The 17,568-nt window shown below is 66.8% G+C and carries 21 protein-coding genes, 1 tRNA gene and 1 pseudogene; 12 read left to right on the top strand and 11 right to left on the bottom strand.

Going from position 1 to position 17,568, the window contains the following annotated elements; translation table 11 throughout:
- A pseudogene (locus ACWEWT_RS21840) lies at positions 1 to 198 on the bottom strand (CoA-acylating methylmalonate-semialdehyde dehydrogenase); the annotation flags it as partial.
- A gap of 18 nt (positions 199 to 216) precedes the next feature.
- On the opposite strand from ACWEWT_RS21840, the gene ACWEWT_RS21835 reads away from it, so the two are divergent.
- A complete protein-coding gene (locus ACWEWT_RS21835; RefSeq protein WP_452561442.1) occupies positions 217 to 1,050 on the top strand; it encodes a hypothetical protein in 834 nt (277 codons plus the stop codon).
- Between the two features lie 60 nt (positions 1,051 to 1,110).
- On the opposite strand, the gene ACWEWT_RS21830 is transcribed toward ACWEWT_RS21835, so the two are convergent.
- Positions 1,111 to 1,791 (bottom strand): GntR family transcriptional regulator, encoded by a 681-nt coding sequence (locus ACWEWT_RS21830; RefSeq protein ID WP_280457198.1) that lies wholly within the window; start codon positions 1,789 to 1,791, stop codon positions 1,111 to 1,113.
- Positions 1,792 to 2,005: 214 nt separating this feature from the next.
- Between ACWEWT_RS21830 and ACWEWT_RS21825 the strand changes: the two genes are divergently transcribed.
- The 11 genes from ACWEWT_RS21825 to ACWEWT_RS21775 are packed head-to-tail and all read left to right on the top strand — an operon-like array spanning position 2,006 to position 9,450.
- Positions 2,006 to 2,464: a hypothetical protein gene (locus tag ACWEWT_RS21825; RefSeq protein WP_452561440.1), complete on the top strand. Its 459-nt coding sequence runs from the start codon at positions 2,006 to 2,008 to the stop codon at positions 2,462 to 2,464.
- Complete coding sequence (locus tag ACWEWT_RS21820) at positions 2,464 to 3,150, top strand: DUF2637 domain-containing protein (protein WP_452561438.1); 687 nt, start codon at positions 2,464 to 2,466, stop codon at positions 3,148 to 3,150. The genes ACWEWT_RS21825 and ACWEWT_RS21820 overlap by 1 nt, the downstream gene beginning before the upstream one ends.
- Entirely contained in the window at positions 3,150 to 4,454 is a 1,305-nt protein-coding gene (locus tag ACWEWT_RS21815; protein WP_452561436.1) for an FtsK/SpoIIIE domain-containing protein, read from the top strand. The genes ACWEWT_RS21820 and ACWEWT_RS21815 overlap by 1 nt, the downstream gene beginning before the upstream one ends.
- Positions 4,451 to 4,894: a transcriptional regulator gene (locus tag ACWEWT_RS21810; protein ID WP_452561435.1), complete on the top strand. Its 444-nt coding sequence runs from the start codon at positions 4,451 to 4,453 to the stop codon at positions 4,892 to 4,894. The genes ACWEWT_RS21815 and ACWEWT_RS21810 overlap by 4 nt, the downstream gene beginning before the upstream one ends.
- Positions 4,895 to 4,920: 26 nt before the next feature.
- A complete protein-coding gene (locus ACWEWT_RS21805) occupies positions 4,921 to 5,115 on the top strand; it encodes a hypothetical protein (protein WP_452561434.1) in 195 nt (64 codons plus the stop codon).
- On the top strand, positions 5,112 to 5,441 hold the full coding sequence (locus tag ACWEWT_RS21800) for a hypothetical protein (protein ID WP_452561433.1): 330 nt from the start codon (positions 5,112 to 5,114) through the stop codon (positions 5,439 to 5,441). Before ACWEWT_RS21805 ends, ACWEWT_RS21800 begins: the two co-directional genes overlap by 4 nt.
- On the top strand, positions 5,438 to 5,599 hold the full coding sequence (locus ACWEWT_RS21795) for a hypothetical protein (RefSeq protein ID WP_452561431.1): 162 nt from the start codon (positions 5,438 to 5,440) through the stop codon (positions 5,597 to 5,599). The genes ACWEWT_RS21800 and ACWEWT_RS21795 overlap by 4 nt, the downstream gene beginning before the upstream one ends.
- Positions 5,596 to 6,270 (top strand): hypothetical protein, encoded by a 675-nt coding sequence (locus ACWEWT_RS21790; protein WP_452561430.1) that lies wholly within the window; start codon positions 5,596 to 5,598, stop codon positions 6,268 to 6,270. The genes ACWEWT_RS21795 and ACWEWT_RS21790 overlap by 4 nt, the downstream gene beginning before the upstream one ends.
- Entirely contained in the window at positions 6,270 to 7,970 is a 1,701-nt protein-coding gene (locus tag ACWEWT_RS21785) for a replication initiator (RefSeq protein WP_452561428.1), read from the top strand. Before ACWEWT_RS21790 ends, ACWEWT_RS21785 begins: the two co-directional genes overlap by 1 nt.
- A gap of 14 nt (positions 7,971 to 7,984) precedes the next feature.
- Positions 7,985 to 8,191: a helix-turn-helix transcriptional regulator gene (locus ACWEWT_RS21780; protein ID WP_452561426.1), complete on the top strand. Its 207-nt coding sequence runs from the start codon at positions 7,985 to 7,987 to the stop codon at positions 8,189 to 8,191.
- Positions 8,191 to 9,450 (top strand): tyrosine-type recombinase/integrase, encoded by a 1,260-nt coding sequence (locus tag ACWEWT_RS21775; RefSeq protein WP_452561425.1) that lies wholly within the window; start codon positions 8,191 to 8,193, stop codon positions 9,448 to 9,450. Before ACWEWT_RS21780 ends, ACWEWT_RS21775 begins: the two co-directional genes overlap by 1 nt.
- A gap of 3 nt (positions 9,451 to 9,453) precedes the next feature.
- Here the strand turns inward: ACWEWT_RS21775 and ACWEWT_RS21770 are convergent.
- The 9 genes from ACWEWT_RS21770 to ACWEWT_RS21730 form a co-directional block, all read right to left on the bottom strand.
- Positions 9,454 to 9,527, bottom strand: a tRNA-Leu gene (locus ACWEWT_RS21770).
- Positions 9,528 to 9,584: 57 nt separating this feature from the next.
- On the bottom strand, positions 9,585 to 10,139 hold the full coding sequence (locus tag ACWEWT_RS21765) for a hypothetical protein (RefSeq protein ID WP_452561424.1): 555 nt from the start codon (positions 10,137 to 10,139) through the stop codon (positions 9,585 to 9,587).
- 5 nt (positions 10,140 to 10,144) lie between these two features.
- A complete protein-coding gene (locus ACWEWT_RS21760; protein WP_452561422.1) occupies positions 10,145 to 11,623 on the bottom strand; it encodes an amino acid permease in 1,479 nt (492 codons plus the stop codon).
- Positions 11,624 to 11,660: 37 nt separating this feature from the next.
- Positions 11,661 to 13,115, bottom strand: a complete 1,455-nt coding sequence (locus ACWEWT_RS21755; protein WP_452561421.1) for a peptide MFS transporter — start codon at positions 13,113 to 13,115, stop codon at positions 11,661 to 11,663.
- Between the two features lie 104 nt (positions 13,116 to 13,219).
- A complete protein-coding gene (locus ACWEWT_RS21750; RefSeq protein WP_452561420.1) occupies positions 13,220 to 14,164 on the bottom strand; it encodes a Ppx/GppA phosphatase family protein in 945 nt (314 codons plus the stop codon).
- Positions 14,165 to 14,231: 67 nt separating this feature from the next.
- Positions 14,232 to 14,753 (bottom strand): DUF501 domain-containing protein, encoded by a 522-nt coding sequence (locus ACWEWT_RS21745; protein WP_452561419.1) that lies wholly within the window; start codon positions 14,751 to 14,753, stop codon positions 14,232 to 14,234.
- Positions 14,750 to 15,337, bottom strand: coding sequence for an FtsB family cell division protein (locus tag ACWEWT_RS21740; protein WP_452561418.1), 588 nt, complete (start codon positions 15,335 to 15,337; stop codon positions 14,750 to 14,752). Before ACWEWT_RS21740 ends, ACWEWT_RS21745 begins: the two co-directional genes overlap by 4 nt.
- Before the next feature lie 5 nt (positions 15,338 to 15,342).
- On the bottom strand, positions 15,343 to 16,626 hold the full coding sequence (gene eno, locus ACWEWT_RS21735) for a phosphopyruvate hydratase (protein WP_452561417.1): 1,284 nt from the start codon (positions 16,624 to 16,626) through the stop codon (positions 15,343 to 15,345).
- Positions 16,627 to 16,745: 119 nt separating this feature from the next.
- The gene (locus ACWEWT_RS21730; RefSeq protein ID WP_452561415.1) at positions 16,746 to 17,483 is read right to left on the bottom strand and encodes a lytic transglycosylase domain-containing protein; all 738 of its coding nucleotides are present in this window, start codon (positions 17,481 to 17,483) and stop codon (positions 16,746 to 16,748) included.
- Positions 17,484 to 17,568 lie beyond the last annotated feature (85 nt).

Below are 17,568 nucleotides of genomic sequence, written 5' to 3'. Positions count from 1 at the left end.
GTGCTGGTTGAGATCGCCGAACCCGGACCGCTTCCAGCCGCCGAAGGTGTAGTACGCGATCGGCACCGGGATCGCGCCGCGCTGGCCAAGCCTGCGCCGGTCTGCGCGGTTGCGTGGCGGACGGCGGCGGCGCGTAAGCGCCGTCGCCCTTGAACCTATATGGCGAAATTCGGCAACCAGTCGCGGAACGTGATGCACGCCTGGAGAATCAAGGGCATGACTGGTCTCGTGCTGACGCCTGAACGTCGAACCGAACTGGCCGCGTTGCTCGACGATGGGCCACGGTTGACGGCGGAGTATCCGAAGGTCGCCGAGTACCTGGATACCGCCCCGATGCTGTCGGGCACTGGGAATCCGGAGGCTGACGGGGCGTTCGATCTGCGGTTCGTGCACTACATGACCGGCGGTTCCACAGCGTTCGGCAATCCGTATTGGGAGATCGTCGGCCCAGCCGTTGGGGCCGATGGAGAGCGCAGGGTGGTCAACGGCGGAAGCGTCAACGGCAGTGTTCGGTTGGGGTTCGTGCAGACGATTCTCCAGGCCGCCTATGCCTACGCGATCCCGTCGCCCGAGACTCTGAACTGGGTGGAGGTGTTCGCGGGCGGGCGCCCAGTGGTGGAGCTTGGTGCTGGTCGTGGGTACTGGGCTCGGCTGTTAGCGGATCAGGGCGTGACGGTGAAGGCGTTCGATTCCGAGCCGCCGGATACTTCGGCAAATCCGTCCTTTCCGGATACTCCTGGCCAGCCTGCCGTCTGGTTCCCGGTCGGTGGGCTCGACGAGTTCACCGCTGAGCTCGATGAAAACTCGGTGTTATTCCTGTGCTGGCCTCCCGGCTGGGGCAACACGATGGCATCCGAAGCCCTGGAGCTGTTCGAATCGCGCGGTGGCCGACGGTTGGTGTTCATCGGTGAGCCCAAGGGCGGCAAGACCGGGGACGATGCGTTCTTTGATCGGCTGTCGTCGGCCTGGTCGCTGGAGAGCGTCGACGAACAGTACGCGTCCTGGTGGAACCTCGCCGACGTAGCGCAAGGCTGGGTTCGCCGACCATAGCCCGATACGAAACATGGCCCGGTCCGCGATGGGATCGGGCCATGTTCTGTTTGTGGCAGGTCAGGGTTGCGGCTCGAGGTTCATGCGGAACACGAATGAGTCGTAGCGGTCCTTCGGGTAGGACACGTCGGAGACCATCAGTACTCGTCCGTCGTTCTTGAGGAACCGCTGACGCACAGTCTTCACCAGTTCGCCGGAGGTGACCTCCAGCCAAACGGCATGGGTGGGTGACGGCGGCCGGTCGGCCAATGTCTCCTCTAGCTGCTCGGCTTCGGCAACGTTCGTGCCGGGCAGCTGGTAGCTGTCGGAGATCGAGATCGGTTTCCCGTACTCGGAGGCGGCCACGGTGATGTGTTCGATGTCGTCACCGGGGCTGATGCCGAAGATATCGGCCAGTTCGGCGTCGGCCTTCATGATCGTTGACTCGCGCTCGATGCGGACTTCGTCGTCTCCGCCAGCTGCCTCGTTTCCGAAGGTCACCTCGGGGTCCTCCATCTGCCGTTCGGGTGAGATCCGAACCAGTGTTGGCCGGGCTGCGACGAACAAGCCGCGGCGTTCGATGGCGTAGACGAGGCCCTGGCTCAGGAGTAGGTCCCTGACCCTGCGGATGACGATCTCCGAGACGTTGTGCTGTTTCGCCAGCTCCGCGTAGCTCGGTAGTTGGGTCCGGGCGGGTAGAGCTCCGCTGCGGATGTCGCGCGCAATCTCTCCTGCGATCCGGACGTACGCAGGCTCAGTCATGGATTACCCCTTCGCTCGTATCGGCCGTTCTGTCGATACGCAACTGCGTATACACAAAAGGCCAGGCTACGCGCCTTCGCTGGTTCACGCGTCAATCCCTCTTGCAACTGCGTATACGCAAACCTCTTGTGCGTATACGCAACTGCGTATACGGTGTTGTGTATGCACAGAAAAGGTGCAGCTCAACCCTTTAGTTCACGCAGAGGAGATTGAAATGGCGATGAAGAATCTGTGGTTCACCCCGGCGTTCGAGGACGCGTTCCCGAAGGGCCTGTTCCTGCTGGGTGATGTCGAGCCGATGTTGGAGTTCAACTCCGACCGCAACGCTCCGAAGCGCCAGCGTCAGGACCTGGACGCGGAGGGCAACGGCACCGGTAAGCGGCTGTGGAAGGCCACGGTCACCGATCCGGCGGCCCCGAACGCTCGTCAGGCGAGTTTCGATCTGGTGTTCGTCGCCGATCACATGCCGGTTCCCTCGACTCCCGAGCTTGCGCCCGGTATGCGGCCGATCGTGCTGGAGGGGTTGCAGGTCAAACCGAAGATCGCCGGTCAGGGCGAGTTCAAGTCCATCGGCTGGAACATCCGGGCCACCGGGTTCGCCGGGGACAACTCCGGTGCCAAGCAGGCCCCGGCCGACCCGGGTGCGGCCCGGCCCACCGGTAAGGCCGCGTGATGCGGGCGGCGGATCAGTCGGCGGGGATGCGACTTGCGCGCTGGTCCGCCGCACTCATCATCCTGGGCGTGGGGGCGGCGGCGTTCCGGCTGTCGTTCTCCACCCTGGAAGACCTCGCCCGGCTGGCCCGGATGCCCGCCGATGATGCGTGGTTGTTCCCTCTGATCGTTGACGGCACCATCCTGCTGGCCACCTTCGGGCTGCTGGTCTGCGCTCACCACAAGTCCGAACGCAACTTCTTCCTCGGGGTGCTGGTGGTCGGCTCCCTGGTCTCGGTCGCCGGTAACTCGGTCCACGCGGTCGCGGCCGGTCAACCACTACCCGGCTGGGCTGCCGCTCTGGTCGCGGCGGTCGCTCCGATATCGCTGCTGGTCGACACTCACGGCCTGGCCCTGTTGTTCCGTGTCGCTGCTCGCCAGCGTGCCGAAGCCCAAGCCGAGCCCGAACCGGTCGCCGAGTCCGAACCTGCCTCGGCTGCTTTGCCGGCCGAATCTGCTCCCGAACCGGTGACCGATCCGGTTCCCGAACCCGAGCCGGTTGCGCCTCCCGTGCCTGTGCTGGCCCCGGTTCCCGATCCGACCCCGGCCCCAGCTGCTCCGGCCCCGGTCGCTCCCCTTCTTCCTGTTCGTTCCTCGCGACCGGTGCAAACGATGCTGCCGCTCGCCGTCCCTGTTGGGAGTGCCTGATGCTGTCCCCTGACCTGTTCATCTTCGGCGGTTCCGCCGCTGCGACCGCGTTCACCATGTGGCGCTGGCGTCGCCTCGACGGTGTCACCGACCGCACTTCAGTCGGTGGGACTGCCGGGGTTCCTGGGGAACTGGGCCCGGCCGCTTCGATCGTCACCGATTCCGCACAGCTGGCCTTGATGTGGCCCGCCCTCGGCCTGGGTTCCTGGGAGAGGGGGTACCCGAACATCACCGCCGCCACGTTGACCAAGGCCGGAATGCTGGTGGAAGTCCAGATGCTGGGCGGTCAGTCGTTGCAGCACTGGGCCAACGACGCCACCCGCGAAGCCCTGGCCGCCTACTTCGCCGTCCCCGAAGTCCGGGTGACCAGCCCGCACCCGGGATTCGTGCACCTGGAACTGCGCACCGTCGACACCCTCGCCGACTCGGCCCCGGTCACCGGCCTGCTGGCCTACGGCGTGGATCTGGAAGCCGTTCCGGTCGGGGTGACCGAAGACCACGATGTTTGGCGGCTGCGGGTCATGTACTCCCACATCCTCATCGCCGGTGCCACCGGCTCGGGTAAAGGCAGCGTGCTGTGGTCGATCATCAACGGCCTCGGTCCCGCGATCAAAGCCGGACTTGTCGACATCTTGCTGGGTGATCCGAAGGGCGGCATGGAGTTCGGGGCTGGCGAGGGCCGGTTGTGGACCGATTTCCAATGGACCGCCGATGGCATCATCGCCATGCTCACCACGGCCGTGGCCGAGCTGGATGAACGCAAGGCCCGGTTCAAAGCCGCTGGTATCCGCAAGTACACGCCCAGCGTCGACGAACCCTTGAAGGTCATCATCATCGACGAATACGCGGCGTTGTCGGCGTTTGCCACCCGCGAGCAGGTCAACGAGGGATTGCGGCTGATCGGCCTTCTCCTGACCCAGGGCCGGGCGGTCGGCTACACGGTGATCGTCGCATTGCAGGACCCGTCCAAGGACACCATGCCCAACCGGCAGTTCTTCTCGACCCGGATCGGTCTGCGCTTCGACGAACCGCGCCAAACCTCCATGGTCCACGGCGATGGAGCCAAGGATCGTGGTGCGCGCTGCCACGAGATCCCCGACACCACACCCGGTGTCGCCTACGTCGGCCAGGACGGCTCCAAGGACTTCCGGCGGGTCCGCGCCTACTGGGTCTCCGACGACGATCTCACCCGCATCGTCGACACCTACTCACCGGCTCAGCCGGACCTGTCCCCGAAGGCCGATTACTCCGGGTTTGACCCCGACGACCTCGGCGACGATACCGAAGGGCTGGTGGCGGCATGAACACCACCACTGTTGCCACTGTCGCGGGTTTCGCGGCGGTGCTGGTGACCTTCCTCGCCGCTCATCAGGTCGCCGACTACTGGGTGCAAACCCACCACCAGGCCGGAACCAAGGGCGGCCCCGGATGGACCGGTCGCCTCACCTGCGCCCGCCACGTCGCCACCTACACCGCCACCTTGGTCGTGATGCTCGGTGTCGTGGTTTGGGTGACCGGGTTGCCGGTCTCGCTCACCGGCCTGGTCGTCGGTCAGCTCGTCAGCGCCGTTACTCACTACTTCGCTGACCGCCGCACCCCGCTGCACGCACTTGCTTGCGCTGTGGGCAACCGGGATTTCTGGAACCTCGGGGCCGGTCACCTCGGCTCCGGCGCTGCCGCTCTGGATCAGTCCTGGCACACCGGCTGGCTGTGGCTGGCCGCCCTGCTCACCGTCGCACTCTGACCACCCACCCGAACGGAGAAAAATCCATGGCCCGCAACCCGATTCCCGCCCCGGTCACCGCAGACGTGATCGACTTGTCCGCCCGTCGCCGCTGCGCCCTCGAACGCGCCGGACACGACCCGATCTCGGTCGCGGTGGGCATGTTCGCCGACTCCGGACAGCTGCCCGGCTGGGACTTCACCACCTACCACGACGACGACGGTTCGGGGTGGGCGGCATGAGCGAGCCGGTCCGAAGCTACTGGAAACCGGGCCAGGGCTTGGACTTCGCGCGGGTCACTGTCTCGGCCGACCGTGGTCGCGTCCGTGATACCGGAGAGGTCTTCGCCAGCCTCCAGCACAGCCCTGACGGCCGGGACCTGGTGCAGGTGACCGTGCACAAAGAGGTGCAGTTCGCGGCCATTCTTCAGCTGACCATGACCGTTGACGACGCCATCGCTGTAGTCGGCGTCTTGCAGGGCGTCATCCACGAAGCCCTCACCCAGTCCGGACCGTCACCTTGCCCGGCCACACCGGTACGGATCGACGAATCGGGGCGGGCGGCATGACCAGCACACCGGCCAGCAACGAGCCGAGCGAGCGCCCCCGCCTCGTCGTGCAGGCCACCGACCACCCACCCCGCAAACAGTCCCGCCGGGCCCGCAAAAACCTGCACGAACCCTGCCCCGACCAACTCTCGCTGTTCGACCCGGAGAACCCGACATGAACACCACGACCACGCTCACCACCGGCACGACTACGGCCACCGTCACCACCGGCCCGCAGAATCGGCGTGACCCGTTCGACCTGCTCGGCCTCGCCGTCCTCAACACCGGCTGGTACCTGATCATCGGTGCCGGGGTCGCGCTCCACTGGGCGATCCTGTTCCCCGTCATCTCCGTCCCGTTCCTCCTCGCCGGTATCAGCGGGTATCTGTTCGGGTGGCCTGTCGGAGTCGCCGAAGCCGCGTACGCGGTGGTCGTGATCTTCGGGTTCCGGCGCCGCTTTCCCGACCTGTTCGCCCGCTGGGTCACCGACCGAGCCCGGACTCGGTTCCTGACCTGGTGGCGCTACCGCCGCAACTGGGCCCGGCTGATGAAAGCCTGCCGCCTCACCACCACGACCGAAACCCGCACCGTGGCACCGAAACTCTTGGCGGTCTCCATCGGCCACGGCACGGATCGGGTGCAGCTGCGGATGCTGGAAGGCCAGTCGCCGGCCGATTTCGAGATGCGCGCCGAGACCATCGCCCATGCCTTTCGCGCCGAGCAGTGCCAGGCCTCGATCGTCGGCCCGGCCACCGTCGAGCTGCGGTTCCGCTTCGGTGATGCCCTCGCCGACACCGTGCTCGCGCCTCGGGTGGATCAGTGGACCAAACCGAAAGGAGTCACCGCCTGATGAACACCACGGCCTCGACCGATACCGGGGTCGTCCCGGTCCGGCAGACAGCGGCCCAGCGTCGTAGCCTGCCGGACTTCCGGGATGTCGCCGAAGAACTCGCCGCCCAGGAACACATCTGCGCCCGCCCGATACCGATGCTGGCCTACAACTCCAAAACTCTCACCGAGGAATACCTCGGCGCTCCGTGCAAGTCCACGATCGCCTCGGTGTGCCCGGCCTGCGCGGACAAGGCCCGGTTCCTGCGGATCACCCAGTCCCGCGAGGGCTGGCACCTCGCTTCGGAGCCCGAGAACGAAAAGACCCCGCCGACCGAGCATCAGACCGCGCTGCTGGCGGCCCGAGCCGATCTGTTCGAGACCTTCCAGCAGGCCAAGGCCGACGGTGACGCGGACATGATGTCCGGTGTCCGGGAAGTCGTCGCCGACCTCGACGCGGAGATGAAAGAGTCCGGGTTCCGAGGACGGCTACCCGCCCTGGATCGCGAACAGAAGCCGCGGCGTGCCCGCTCCACCCGCCGCCGCCAGGACGCCCCCAACCTGCCTCGCCTCAAGGTCGAGAAAACCACCCTCGGCCGCACCTACGCCGGGCATCAGCCGTCCATGTTCATCACGCTCACGATGCCGTCCTACGGGGCCATCAACCGCGACGGCGCGATCAACGACAAGGGCGAAGTGGTCGGCGACGGTTCACCCCGCGACCCTGAGTCCTACGACTACGAACGCGCGGCCCGTGACATCGTGCACTTCTCTGCGCTGTTCGACCGGTGGATCCAGAACCTGCGCCGGGCGGTGGGCTGGAACATCCAGTACTTCGCCACCGTCGAACCCCAGAAGCGCGGGGCGCCGCATCTGCACATCCTGATCCGGGGCACCGTGTCCCGCGACATCATCCGGCAAGTGACGGCCGCGACCTACCATCAGGTGTGGTGGCCGCCGCACGACCGGGCCAGCGAGGTCTACCCCGGCGATATCGTCCCGGTCTGGGACCCGGCCCGGCTGACCTTCGTAGACCCCGCCACCGGCTCGCCGCTGCTGGCCTTCGACGACGTGCAAGACCTCCTCGACGACGTCGACGACCTCGAACCCGCGCATGCGGTCCGGTTCGGGGCGCAGATGGACCGCTCCGATATCCGCGGCTACGTCCCCGGTCGCAAAGCCGACCGCGCTGTCGGCTACGTGACCAAGTACCTGACCAAGTCCATCGCCGAAGTGCTGGAAACCGACTCCGACCGCACCCGCCACCACTACGGCCGGTTGCACGCCGAACTCCAGCACACACCGTGCTCGAAACGGTGCCCGGTCTGGCTGCGCTACGGCATCGTCCCCGAAGGCGCCACCGAGAAGACCATCCCCGGCCGCTGCAAGGGCAAAGCACACCGGCGCGACACCCTCGGCCTGCCCGGTCGCCGAGTCCTGGTCTCCCGCCAGTGGTCGAACAAAACCCTCCCGGACCACAAGGCCGACCGCGTCGAGTTCGTCCGGCAACTGCTGGCCTCGGTGGGAATCGTCAAACCCGACACCTCACACCTCAAGCTCTCCATCGTCCGGCCCGGCGACCGCTCGGCCCCGCCCCACGATCACCTGATCATGGCGTCGATCGCCCAGCGCAAGATCTGGCGTGCCGAGTACACCCGAGCTCTGCTTGCGGCCGGTCCACCAGCACAGCAAGACACTTCGGCAACTCCGGTAGCGGCATAGGAAAGGGAAAGACGATGAGTGAGGACGAGTCGTACCTGCGGGCGAAGGACTGTGAAGCGCTGACCGGGATACCGGCGGCTACCTGGCGGTGGTGGGCACATGTCGGGCAGGGACCGGCGAGTTTCAAGCTCGGCCCTCGCCGCCGGGTGTGGCGCAAGTCCGTGGTCCTGGCCTGGATCGCCGAGCAGGAGATGCTGACCGGCACCGGCGAGGCCGCCTGATGCTCACTCGACGTAACCCGCGCTCGGGTGTGGAAGATCGCTGGTACCCGACCGTGGTTGTCGTCGACCCGGCGACCGGCGAGAAGACCAAGAAGAAGGTCAAATCCGAGCGTTGCGGCAAGGGCAAGCGGTGGCGGGCTCGCTACGTGGACCCCAACGGGGTTGAGCGGTCCCGGTCGTTCGACACGAAAGCAGCAGCTCAGAAGTACCTCGATGGTGACGTGACCACAAAGCTTGTCACCGGGACATGGGTCGACCCGGACCGCAGCGGCGTCCTGTTCGAGGTCGTGGCGGAGAAGTGGTACACGACGAAAAAGCTTCGTAAGCCGAAGACGGTGGCTGGCTATCGCTCGTTGCTCGACACACTGGTCCTGCCCAAGTGGGGATCTGTACCGCTGCGTGATATCGAGTTCGAGGACGTGCAGGGCTGGGTTGTCGAGCTGTCGGAATCCGGTGGTTACCGATTCAAGGGCAAGGGTTTGTCGGCATCGCGGGTGATCCAGGCATACCAGGTGCTCGACCAGGTGCTCAGGTTCGCCATCAAGGCCAAACGGCTGGGCATCAATCCCGCCGAAGATATCGACCTACCGCAGAAATCTGCCGCCGAGCGGCGCTACCTCTCCCATGTGGAGGTGCGGAAGCTTGCGCTCGCGGCCGGCCGTTTCCAGACGCTGGTGTTCGTGCTGGCCTACACGGGGATTCGGTTCGGTGAGGCCGCCGCGCTTCGACCGGCGAGCATCGATCTGGAACGGCGGAGGATCACCGTCTCACGTTCGGCAACTCGTGTCGCGGGGCTGGGGATCGTGGAGACGGACACCAAGAACCACACGTCACGTTCGGTGCCGGTCCCCCAGTTCCTCGCTGAGCAGTTGGCGGTTGTAGTCGAGGGCCGCAAGAAGGACGCGCCCGTGTTCGAGAGCCATAACGGGGGAACGCTGCCACTTGGTGAGTTCCGCTGGGCGTTCGATCGGGCGGTGGAGGTTACCGGCTTGGCCGGAATGGTGCCGCACGGTCTACGGCATACCGCCGCGTCGTTGGCCATCAGCTCGGGCGCGAACATCAAGGTCGTTCAGCGGATGCTCGGGCATAAGACGGCGACCCTCACGCTCGATCTGTACGGGCATCTGTTCGATGACGACCTGGACCCGGTCGCGGACTCGATGCATCGCGGGGCGCTGGCTGCTGCGGACTCACTGCGGACCGAGCAGGGGTCAGACACCGACCGGACCGAGGGAAACAACGATCTACCTGCGGCATAGCCGTGCCCCCAGTGGGACTCGAACCCACACTTGGCGGATTTTAAGTCCGCTGCCTCTGCCAATTGGGCTATGGGGGCGTGCGGACCACACACTACCGACTCGTACACCCGTACCGGAATACCCGTGAGTGGGAGTCACACTGTGGGATCTGTCTGAATCGCCTGGCAAGCCTCCACCAGCACGTCGGCCGCCAGCAAACCGGACTCCTCCGCCGCCTCGCGCACCTCGTCGGGTAATTCGTAGTCCGTGGTCACCGCCAGCAACGCCAGCTGCAGGGCCTCACCCAGCCGGCCGAGCCGGCGCGCGATCACCATCTCGTCCATCTCGGCGCCCATGTTCTCCCAACCCACCGGCTGCACCCCGTCGATACGGTAGCGCCGCAGCGTGTCCTCCCCGAGAACTTTCATGAAATCGACCGCCGAGGCCATACAGCGGTTGTTGGCGACCCGGTACTCCGTCCGGTCGGCGAGCTTCTCGATCAGCACCGCGACAATGGTCGCCGCGGTGAACATACCGTCGCAGACCCGGGCGGGGGCGGCCTCGGGCGGTCCGGGTGGCGCGGTGGCCAGACCGGTGGTCACCGCGTCGATCCACTCCACCACCAGTTCCGTACCCGAGGCGTCCCGTGGCACCCGTTCGTGTAAGGGCTGTATCTCCCGGCGCCGGAACCACCGCCACGACGGACCCATCGCGATCACCCCTGTTCGGAAGCGGACCTACCGACCAGCGAATGCCGTCGGCCGTATGCGAAGTACATCACCAAACCGAGCAGCATCCAGACTACGAAACGCAGCCAGGTTTCGATCGAAAGATTGACCATCAGCCACAGGCAGGACAGCACTGCCAGGATCGGCACATACGGTACGAGCGGCACCCGGAATCCACGCGGCAGGTCCGGGCGGGTGCGGCGCAGGACCACCACGCCGATGGAGACCAGCAGGAAGGCGAACAGGGTGCCGATGTTCACCATTTCCTCGAGCGTTCCGAACTCCACGAAACCGGCCAGCAGCGCGCATACGACGCCGACGATGATCGTGATCCGCACCGGCGTACCCCGCTGACCGGTGCGGGCGAGCTGCCGGGGCACGAGCCCGTCGCGCGACATCGCGAACAGCACCCGGGTCTGGCCGAGCAGCATCACCATGACGACGGTGGTCAGACCGGCCAGCGCGCCGACGGAGATGATGTTCTTGGCCCAGTTGGCACCGTTGAGCGCGAACGCCGTCGCCAGCGTGGCGTCATCGCCGGCCAGATCGGTGTAGGGGACCATCCCGGTGAGCACGATCGAGACGGCGACGTAGAGGATCGTCACCACGATCAGCGAGCCGAGGATGCCGCGCGGCAGATCGCGCTGCGGATTCTTGGTCTCCTCGGCGGCGGTGGCTACCACGTCGAAGCCGATGAACGCGAAGAAGACGAGGCTGGCCGCGGCGAGCAGGCCGTACCAGCCGAAAGTGCTGTTACCGGCGCCGGTCACCCAGGAGAACAGTGATTGCGTCAGCCCCTGGCCGCCTTCGCCCGATACCGATTCCGGGATGAACGGAGTCAGGTTGTCGGAGTCGAAGAAGGTCAGCCCGACCACGATCACCAGCAGGATCACCCCGACCTTGATGGCCACGGCGATCATCGATACCCGGGAGGACAGTTTGGTCCCCAGGGCGAGCAGGGTAGTGAGGGCCGCGATGAGCAGTACCGCACCCCAGTCGAAGGTGACCCCACCTATCTCCACCACCGCGGCACCGTGGTTGAACACCTGACCGAGGTACTGCGACCAGCCCTTGGACACCACGGCCGCCGCGAGCGCGAATTCCAGCAGCAGATCCCACCCGATGATCCAGGCGGCGAGCTCGCCGAAGGTCGCGTAGGAGAAGGTGTAGGCGCTACCGGCCACCGGGACGGTGGAGGCGAACTCCGCGTAGCACAGCGCGGTGAGACCACAGGCGACGGCGGCGAAGACGAACGCCAGCGAGACCGCGGGCCCGGCCACGTTCCCGGCGGTACGGGCGGTGAGGGTGAAGATACCGGCGCCGATGACGACGGCCACGCCGAAGATCGCCAGATCCCAGGAGGTGAGGTCCTTGCGCAGTTTCGTACCGGGTTCGTCGGTATCCCGCAGTGATTGCTCGACGGACTTGGTGCGGAACAGTGAACTGCGACTGGTAGGCGTCGTCACTACGGCCTCCTCGTGATTCAAGCGAGTACCGGGAACGCTAGTGCACTCCCGACATATATCGGGTTATCCACGACGACAGGGCGGCAATCACCGCACCCGCCGCGATCGCCACCAGGCCGGTGATCCCGAAATAGGCGAACTCGCTGTCGGCCGAATAGAAGCGTGCCAATACACCGGACAATGTGGTGCCCAGCGCGACCGACAGAAAATAGAGGGCCATCATCTGCGCGCGGAAATGCTCGGGCGCGAGCTGGGTACTCACCGCGAGGCCGATCGGGGAGATCAGCAGTTCCGATACAGCGAACACCGCCATGATGAACAGCACCGCCAGCGCGGGCACCGAAGGACCCGTGTTCCCGGCCAGCGGGACGAACAGCAGGAAGGCCACGCCCATCCCGACCACCCCGAGCGCGAATTTGCGCGGTGTACTGGGCGCCTGATCCCCCAGCCTGGTCCACAGCAGGGCGAACAGCGGCGACAGCGTGATGATCCACACCGGCTCCACCGAACCGATCCAGTTCGATGGCGCGGTCCAGCCGAAGATGCTCCAGTTCATCCGTTCGTCGGAGTACACGGCGAGCACGGTGAAGATCTGCTGGAACAGCGCCCAGAACACCACATTGGCCAGGAACAGCGGCAGGAACGCCCACACCCGGCTGCGTTCGAGCGGAGTGACCCGGCGATGGGTGAGCAGGACAACGAAGTACGCCGCCGCGGCGACGACGATCAGCGCGGTGGTCACATCGGGCAGATTGCCGACGGTGACCAGCCCGGTGACCAGTGCCAACGCGATCACCAGGATCGCGGCGACCACCAGCCCGGCGACCGGACCGTAGGCGCGGCGCGGCAGTGGGTCGGCCGGCTCCCGCCCGGCGGTGCCGAGGTTGCGCCGGAACACCACGTACTGGATCAGTCCGAGCGCCATCCCGATCGCCGCCGCGCCGAAGCCGGCGTGGAAACCCCACTCCTCCCGCAGCAGCCCGGTGATCAGCGGCCCGACGAAGGCACCCAGGTTGATCCCGAGGTAGAACAGCGTGAACCCGCCGTCGACCCGTGGGTCGCCCTTCGGGTACAGGGTGCCCAGCAGCGCGGACGCGTTCGATTTCAGCGCCCCACTGCCCAGTGCGACCAGCACCAGGCCCACACCGACCCCGGTCAGCCCCGGAATCAGCGCGAGAGCGATATGCCCGGCCATCACCACGACACCGCCGTAGAAGACGGTCCGCTCCATCCCGATCAACCGGTCGGAGACCCAGCCGCCGATGATCGTGGAGAGATAGACCAGACCACCGTAGGCACCGACCAGGCCGACAGCGACATCCTGGTCCATGCCGAGACCACCGTCGGTGGTCGAGTAGTACAGGTAGTAACCGAGGATGGTGAGCATGCCGTAGAAGGAGAAACGCTCCCACAGCTCGACACCGAACAGGTTGACGAGGCCGATCGGATGGCCGAAGAAGGTCCGGTCGGCGACGTCTGGTGCTGCGGACATTCTCCGACTGTCCCACGGGCCCGGCCCGGTGCGTGGCAGACCGCACCGAACCGATACCGCAGCTTCACGAACACCGGCCGCCCGTTACGGGCGGGTACTGCCGGTCAGGCGATGGACAGCGCGATCCCGTCCAGGATGTCGTGCTCACTGACGATCAATTCGCCGATCCCGGCCCGCCGGGACAGTTCCGCCGCCAGCACTTCGGTGATCACCGCGCCGCCGCCGATGACATCGACGCGGCCCGGGTGCATGGGCCCCAGCGCGGCGCGCTCGTCGTGGTTCATCGCGATCAGCCGGTCGCAGACGGCGTTCAGGTCCGGCAGCGTGATCCGCGCCAGATGGGTTTTCGCCGAATCGTATTCGGGCAGGTCCAATGCGACGGCCGCGAGCGTGGTCATGGTGCCCGCCACACCCACCCAGGTGTGCGCGCCGTCCACGGGAACATGGGTGAAGGCCTCGGTGAGCCGTTCGGTCGCGAACTCCCGAGCCGCGGCCACCTCCGCCGCTTCCGGCGGATTACTGCGCAGGCACCGCTCGGTGACCCGGACACAGCCGATATCGGCGGAGAACGCCGCCTGTACGCCGCCGCTGTCCCCGACCACGAGTTCGGTGGATCCACCGCCCAGGTCGACCACGACGAACGGCCCGTCCGCCGCCGACAGTTCCCCGACCGCACCGGTGAACGACAGGCGCGCCTCTTCGTCACCGGTGATCACCTCGGCCGTCGCGCCCGGCACCACCCGGCCGAGTTCGGCCCGGGTCATCGCGAAGAAATCCTCCCGGTTCGACGCGTCCCGGGTAGCGGAGGTGGCGACCATGCGCACCCGGGTCACCCCGTGCTCGAGCATGAGCGTCACATAGTCGGCCAGCGCGACCCGGGTGCGCTCGATGGCCTCCGGATTCAACTGCCCGGTCGCGTCCACTCCCTTACCCAGGCGCACGATCCGCATCTCCCGATGCACATCGGTCAGGGTCGAATCCGCACCGATATCAGCGATCAGCAGACGAATCGAATTCGTCCCGCAATCCACCGCGGCAACCCTGTCCATGATCACGCCTCCTTCAGGAATTCTGCATACGATCCGCGGAGCCCGCGGCGAAGGCGAAGGGACCGCATCAGGATTCCTCCTCCGTAGCTACGTATTCCGGCCAGTCCGCCGGGATCGCGTTACCGCGCAACCCGTTCGCGGCCGCCAGTGCGACCGCCTCGTCACCGAGCGGGTTGACGCCCGGACCTTTCGCCAGCGCGTGCGCGATCAGCACATGCAGGCATTTCACCCGGTCCGGCATCCCGCCGCCGCTGAAATCGGTACCCAGCGACTCGATCTCGTCGCGTTCGGCCAGATAACTCTCGTGCGCGGCGCGGTAGGCGGCGGCGAGATCGGTATCGCGGCCGAGCCGTTCGGTCATCCCCTTCATCACGCCCGCGGATTCCAAGCGGCTGGCCTCCGCGGTCAGCCGGGGATCGGTGAGGTAGTAGAGCGTGGGAAACGGTGTGCCGTCGGTGAGTTTCGGCGCGGTCTTCACCACCGCGGGGACACCGTCCGGCGTCCGGTAGGCGATCGCGAGCACCCCGCGCGGTTCGCGGCCCAGTTGTTCGGCGACGATCTGCAGATCTCGGTCGTCGGGTGTACTCACCTGGATCCTTCCGGCTGCGGTGCGGGTGCCGCGGTTTCGGGGGGCGGTGCGGAGATACTCCGCCACAGATCCGTGTACCACGGATCGGGTTCGTGCCGGGGAGCCTGCGGATCCGGGATCGCCGGCACTTCGATACCCGGAACCTGCACGATATAGGGAGTTTCGCCGGGCATCACCAGCCGCAGCCGGTCACGTGCCTCGGACCGGATATAGGCCGGGTCCTCCTGCTGGGAACGGCGATCCTTCAGCTGGGCGATATCGTCCTCCAGCGTCCGGCGTTCGACCGCCAGCTGATCGGCTTCGGCGCGCTGGGTGAAGTAGGTGCGCATGGGAACGGCGAGCGTCATCGCCAGCGCGCACACCACCATCGCGAGGATGATCGCCTTACCGGCCGACAACCCCAGAATGGTCCGTTCCGACCAGTCCCGCGGGCCCTCCTGCCCGGCCCGAGGGCGACGCGTGGTGCGTCGCACCCGCTCCGCGCCGCCGTGCACTTCGGCGGCGGGACGGCGCGACGGCGCGCGCGACGTGCGGCGGTCGCCCCGCCCTGCGGGGCTGGTACCGCGCGCACGCCGCTCCGACATCTACCTCAGTCCTCGAAGGTGAACCGGGGGAAGGCCACATCACCGGCGTAGCGGGCCGAATCGCCGAGCGCGTCCTCGATCCGCAGCAGCTGGTTGTACTTGGCCACCCGCTCGCTGCGTGCCGGGGCGCCGGTCTTGATCTGACCGCTGCCGACAGCGACGGCGAGATCGGCGATGGTGGTGTCCTCGGTTTCACCCGACCGGTGCGACATCATGGTCTTGTACCCGTTGCGGTGCGCCAGTTCGACGGCGTCCAGGGTCTCGGTGAGGGTGCCGATCTGGTTGACCTTCACCAGCAGCGCGTTGGCCGCGCCCTTGGCGATACCGTCCTCGAGACGTTCGGGGTTGGTGACGAACAGGTCGTCGCCGACCAGCTGCACCTTGTCACCGATCTCGTCGGTCAACGCGACCCAGCCGTCCCAGTCGTCCTCCGACAGCGGATCCTCGATCGACACCAGCGGGTACGCGGCCCGCAGTTCGGTGTAGAACTTCGCCATCTCCGCGGCCGACCGCGCGGAGCCCTCGAACTGGTAGGCGCCGTCCTTGTAGAACTCGGTCGCCGCGACATCCAGCGCCAGCGCCACATCCCGGCCCAGCTTCAGCCCGGTTTTACCGATCGCGACGCTGATCAGGTCCAGTGCTTCCTTGGTCCCGGCGACGTCGGGCGCGAACCCGCCCTCGTCACCGAGGCCGGTGGCCAGGCCCTTCTCCTTCAGCACCGATTTGAGGGCGTGGTAGACCTCCGTGCCCCAGCGCAGCGATTCCTTGAAGGTCGGCGCGCCGATCGGCGCCACCATGAACTCCTGCACATCCACACCGGTATCGGCGTGCGCGCCACCGTTGAGGATGTTCATCATCGGCACCGGCAGTACATGGGCGTTGGGTCCGCCGAGGTAGCGGAACAGTTCCAGACCCGAGGACTCCGCCGCCGCCCGCGCCACCGCCAGGGAGACACCCAGCAGTGCGTTGGCGCCGAGGCGGGATTTGTCCGGCGTACCGTCGAGATCGAGTAGCGCCTGGTCGACGGTGCGCTGTTCGACGGCGTCCAGGCCGATCACGGCCGGGGCGATCTCGTCGAGCACCCCCTCGACAGCTTTCTGTACACCCTTGCCGTTGTAGCGCTCTCCGCCGTCGCGGAGTTCCACGGCCTCGTGCTCGCCGGTGGAGGCACCGGAGGGCACCGCGGCGCGGGTCAGGGTGCCGTCGTCGAGGGCGATCTCGACCTCGACGGTGGGGTTACCGCGCGAATCCAGGATCTCGCGAGCTCCGACCTGTTCGATGATGGCCACGAAAACAACACTCCTTAGGCTGCTGGCACGGTAGTTATCGGGGACGAGCCGTGCGGTTGCGAGCCTAATAGGCCCGGTTGCGGCCAGTCCATCCGCCGCCCCGCAGTCGCGGCATCACCTCAGACCCGGCGCCCCACGCTGTAGGCCGCGGCCCGGTCCCGGACGGCCTGCATATAGCTCTCCGACCTGTTGTAGGTGAACAGCGCCCGGCTCCACCCGTCGGCGGTACGCAGCGCTCCGCCGCTCACGCACAGATACCTGGCCGCGGTGAGCGCCGCGTCGTCGATACTGTGCGGATCGGCGACCCCGTCCCCGTTCGCGTCGACTCCCCACCTGCGCCACGTCTCCGGGATGAACTGCATCGGTCCCACCGCCCGATCGAAGACCCGGTCCCCGTCGAGCAGGCCGCCGTCGGTATCCCTTATCTCGGCGACCCCCGGTGCACCGTCCAGCGGAATCCCGATGATCGACGGTTCCACCAGTCCGTCCTCCCGCACCCGCGCCCCACGATGCCGGCCGTGGTCGCTCTCCACACTCCCGATCCCGGCCAGCGTGGTCCAGCCGATACCGCAATCGGGCCGCGACCGATCCATCACCGCCGCCGCGTACCCGTACGCCTCCAGCGCGGCCACCGGTATCGCCAGCGCCCCGGCGTGCTCGGTGGCCCAGGCGTTCAGCAGCGCGCCGGTCCGGCCGGGGGCCTCGATATCGATCGCGGGCACGGGGACGCCGGGCCCGGGCGGGATCCCCTCGGGAATGGGCACCAGATCCTCGCCACCCCCACACCCGGTGAGCAGTAACGCGACGATCGAAGCGGCAACAAGGCCGTACCTGCGGGGACGCACATCCTCCATCATCCAGACCCCTTTCGCGCAATGGCGCCTCTCCCGCCCCGCGGCACCCGTGACCGGGCCGAATCCACCCGCACGGCACCCGCCGGCC

The sequence above is a fragment of the Nocardia sp. NPDC003963 genome (genome assembly GCF_053605105.1).
Note: the sequence above shows the minus strand (reverse complement) of the source record. Positions and strands in the feature narration are given on the sequence as shown.

Coding starts and splice junctions, on each gene's coding strand:
- ACWEWT_RS21835 (WP_452561442.1), top strand. CDS start 217: ATGACTGGTCTCGTGCTGACGCCTGAACGTCGAACCGAACTGGCCGCG.
- ACWEWT_RS21830 (WP_280457198.1), bottom strand. CDS start 1,791: ATGACTGAGCCTGCGTACGTCCGGATCGCAGGAGAGATTGCGCGCGAC.
- ACWEWT_RS21825 (WP_452561440.1), top strand. CDS start 2,006: ATGGCGATGAAGAATCTGTGGTTCACCCCGGCGTTCGAGGACGCGTTC.
- ACWEWT_RS21820 (WP_452561438.1), top strand. CDS start 2,464: ATGCGGGCGGCGGATCAGTCGGCGGGGATGCGACTTGCGCGCTGGTCC.
- ACWEWT_RS21815 (WP_452561436.1), top strand. CDS start 3,150: ATGCTGTCCCCTGACCTGTTCATCTTCGGCGGTTCCGCCGCTGCGACC.
- ACWEWT_RS21810 (WP_452561435.1), top strand. CDS start 4,451: ATGAACACCACCACTGTTGCCACTGTCGCGGGTTTCGCGGCGGTGCTG.
- ACWEWT_RS21805 (WP_452561434.1), top strand. CDS start 4,921: ATGGCCCGCAACCCGATTCCCGCCCCGGTCACCGCAGACGTGATCGAC.
- ACWEWT_RS21800 (WP_452561433.1), top strand. CDS start 5,112: ATGAGCGAGCCGGTCCGAAGCTACTGGAAACCGGGCCAGGGCTTGGAC.
- ACWEWT_RS21795 (WP_452561431.1), top strand. CDS start 5,438: ATGACCAGCACACCGGCCAGCAACGAGCCGAGCGAGCGCCCCCGCCTC.
- ACWEWT_RS21790 (WP_452561430.1), top strand. CDS start 5,596: ATGAACACCACGACCACGCTCACCACCGGCACGACTACGGCCACCGTC.
- ACWEWT_RS21785 (WP_452561428.1), top strand. CDS start 6,270: ATGAACACCACGGCCTCGACCGATACCGGGGTCGTCCCGGTCCGGCAG.
- ACWEWT_RS21780 (WP_452561426.1), top strand. CDS start 7,985: ATGAGTGAGGACGAGTCGTACCTGCGGGCGAAGGACTGTGAAGCGCTG.
- ACWEWT_RS21775 (WP_452561425.1), top strand. CDS start 8,191: ATGCTCACTCGACGTAACCCGCGCTCGGGTGTGGAAGATCGCTGGTAC.
- ACWEWT_RS21765 (WP_452561424.1), bottom strand. CDS start 10,139: ATGGGTCCGTCGTGGCGGTGGTTCCGGCGCCGGGAGATACAGCCCTTA.
- ACWEWT_RS21755 (WP_452561421.1), bottom strand. CDS start 13,115: ATGTCCGCAGCACCAGACGTCGCCGACCGGACCTTCTTCGGCCATCCG.
- ACWEWT_RS21750 (WP_452561420.1), bottom strand. CDS start 14,164: ATGGACAGGGTTGCCGCGGTGGATTGCGGGACGAATTCGATTCGTCTG.
- ACWEWT_RS21740 (WP_452561418.1), bottom strand. CDS start 15,337: ATGTCGGAGCGGCGTGCGCGCGGTACCAGCCCCGCAGGGCGGGGCGAC.
- ACWEWT_RS21730 (WP_452561415.1), bottom strand. CDS start 17,483: ATGATGGAGGATGTGCGTCCCCGCAGGTACGGCCTTGTTGCCGCTTCG.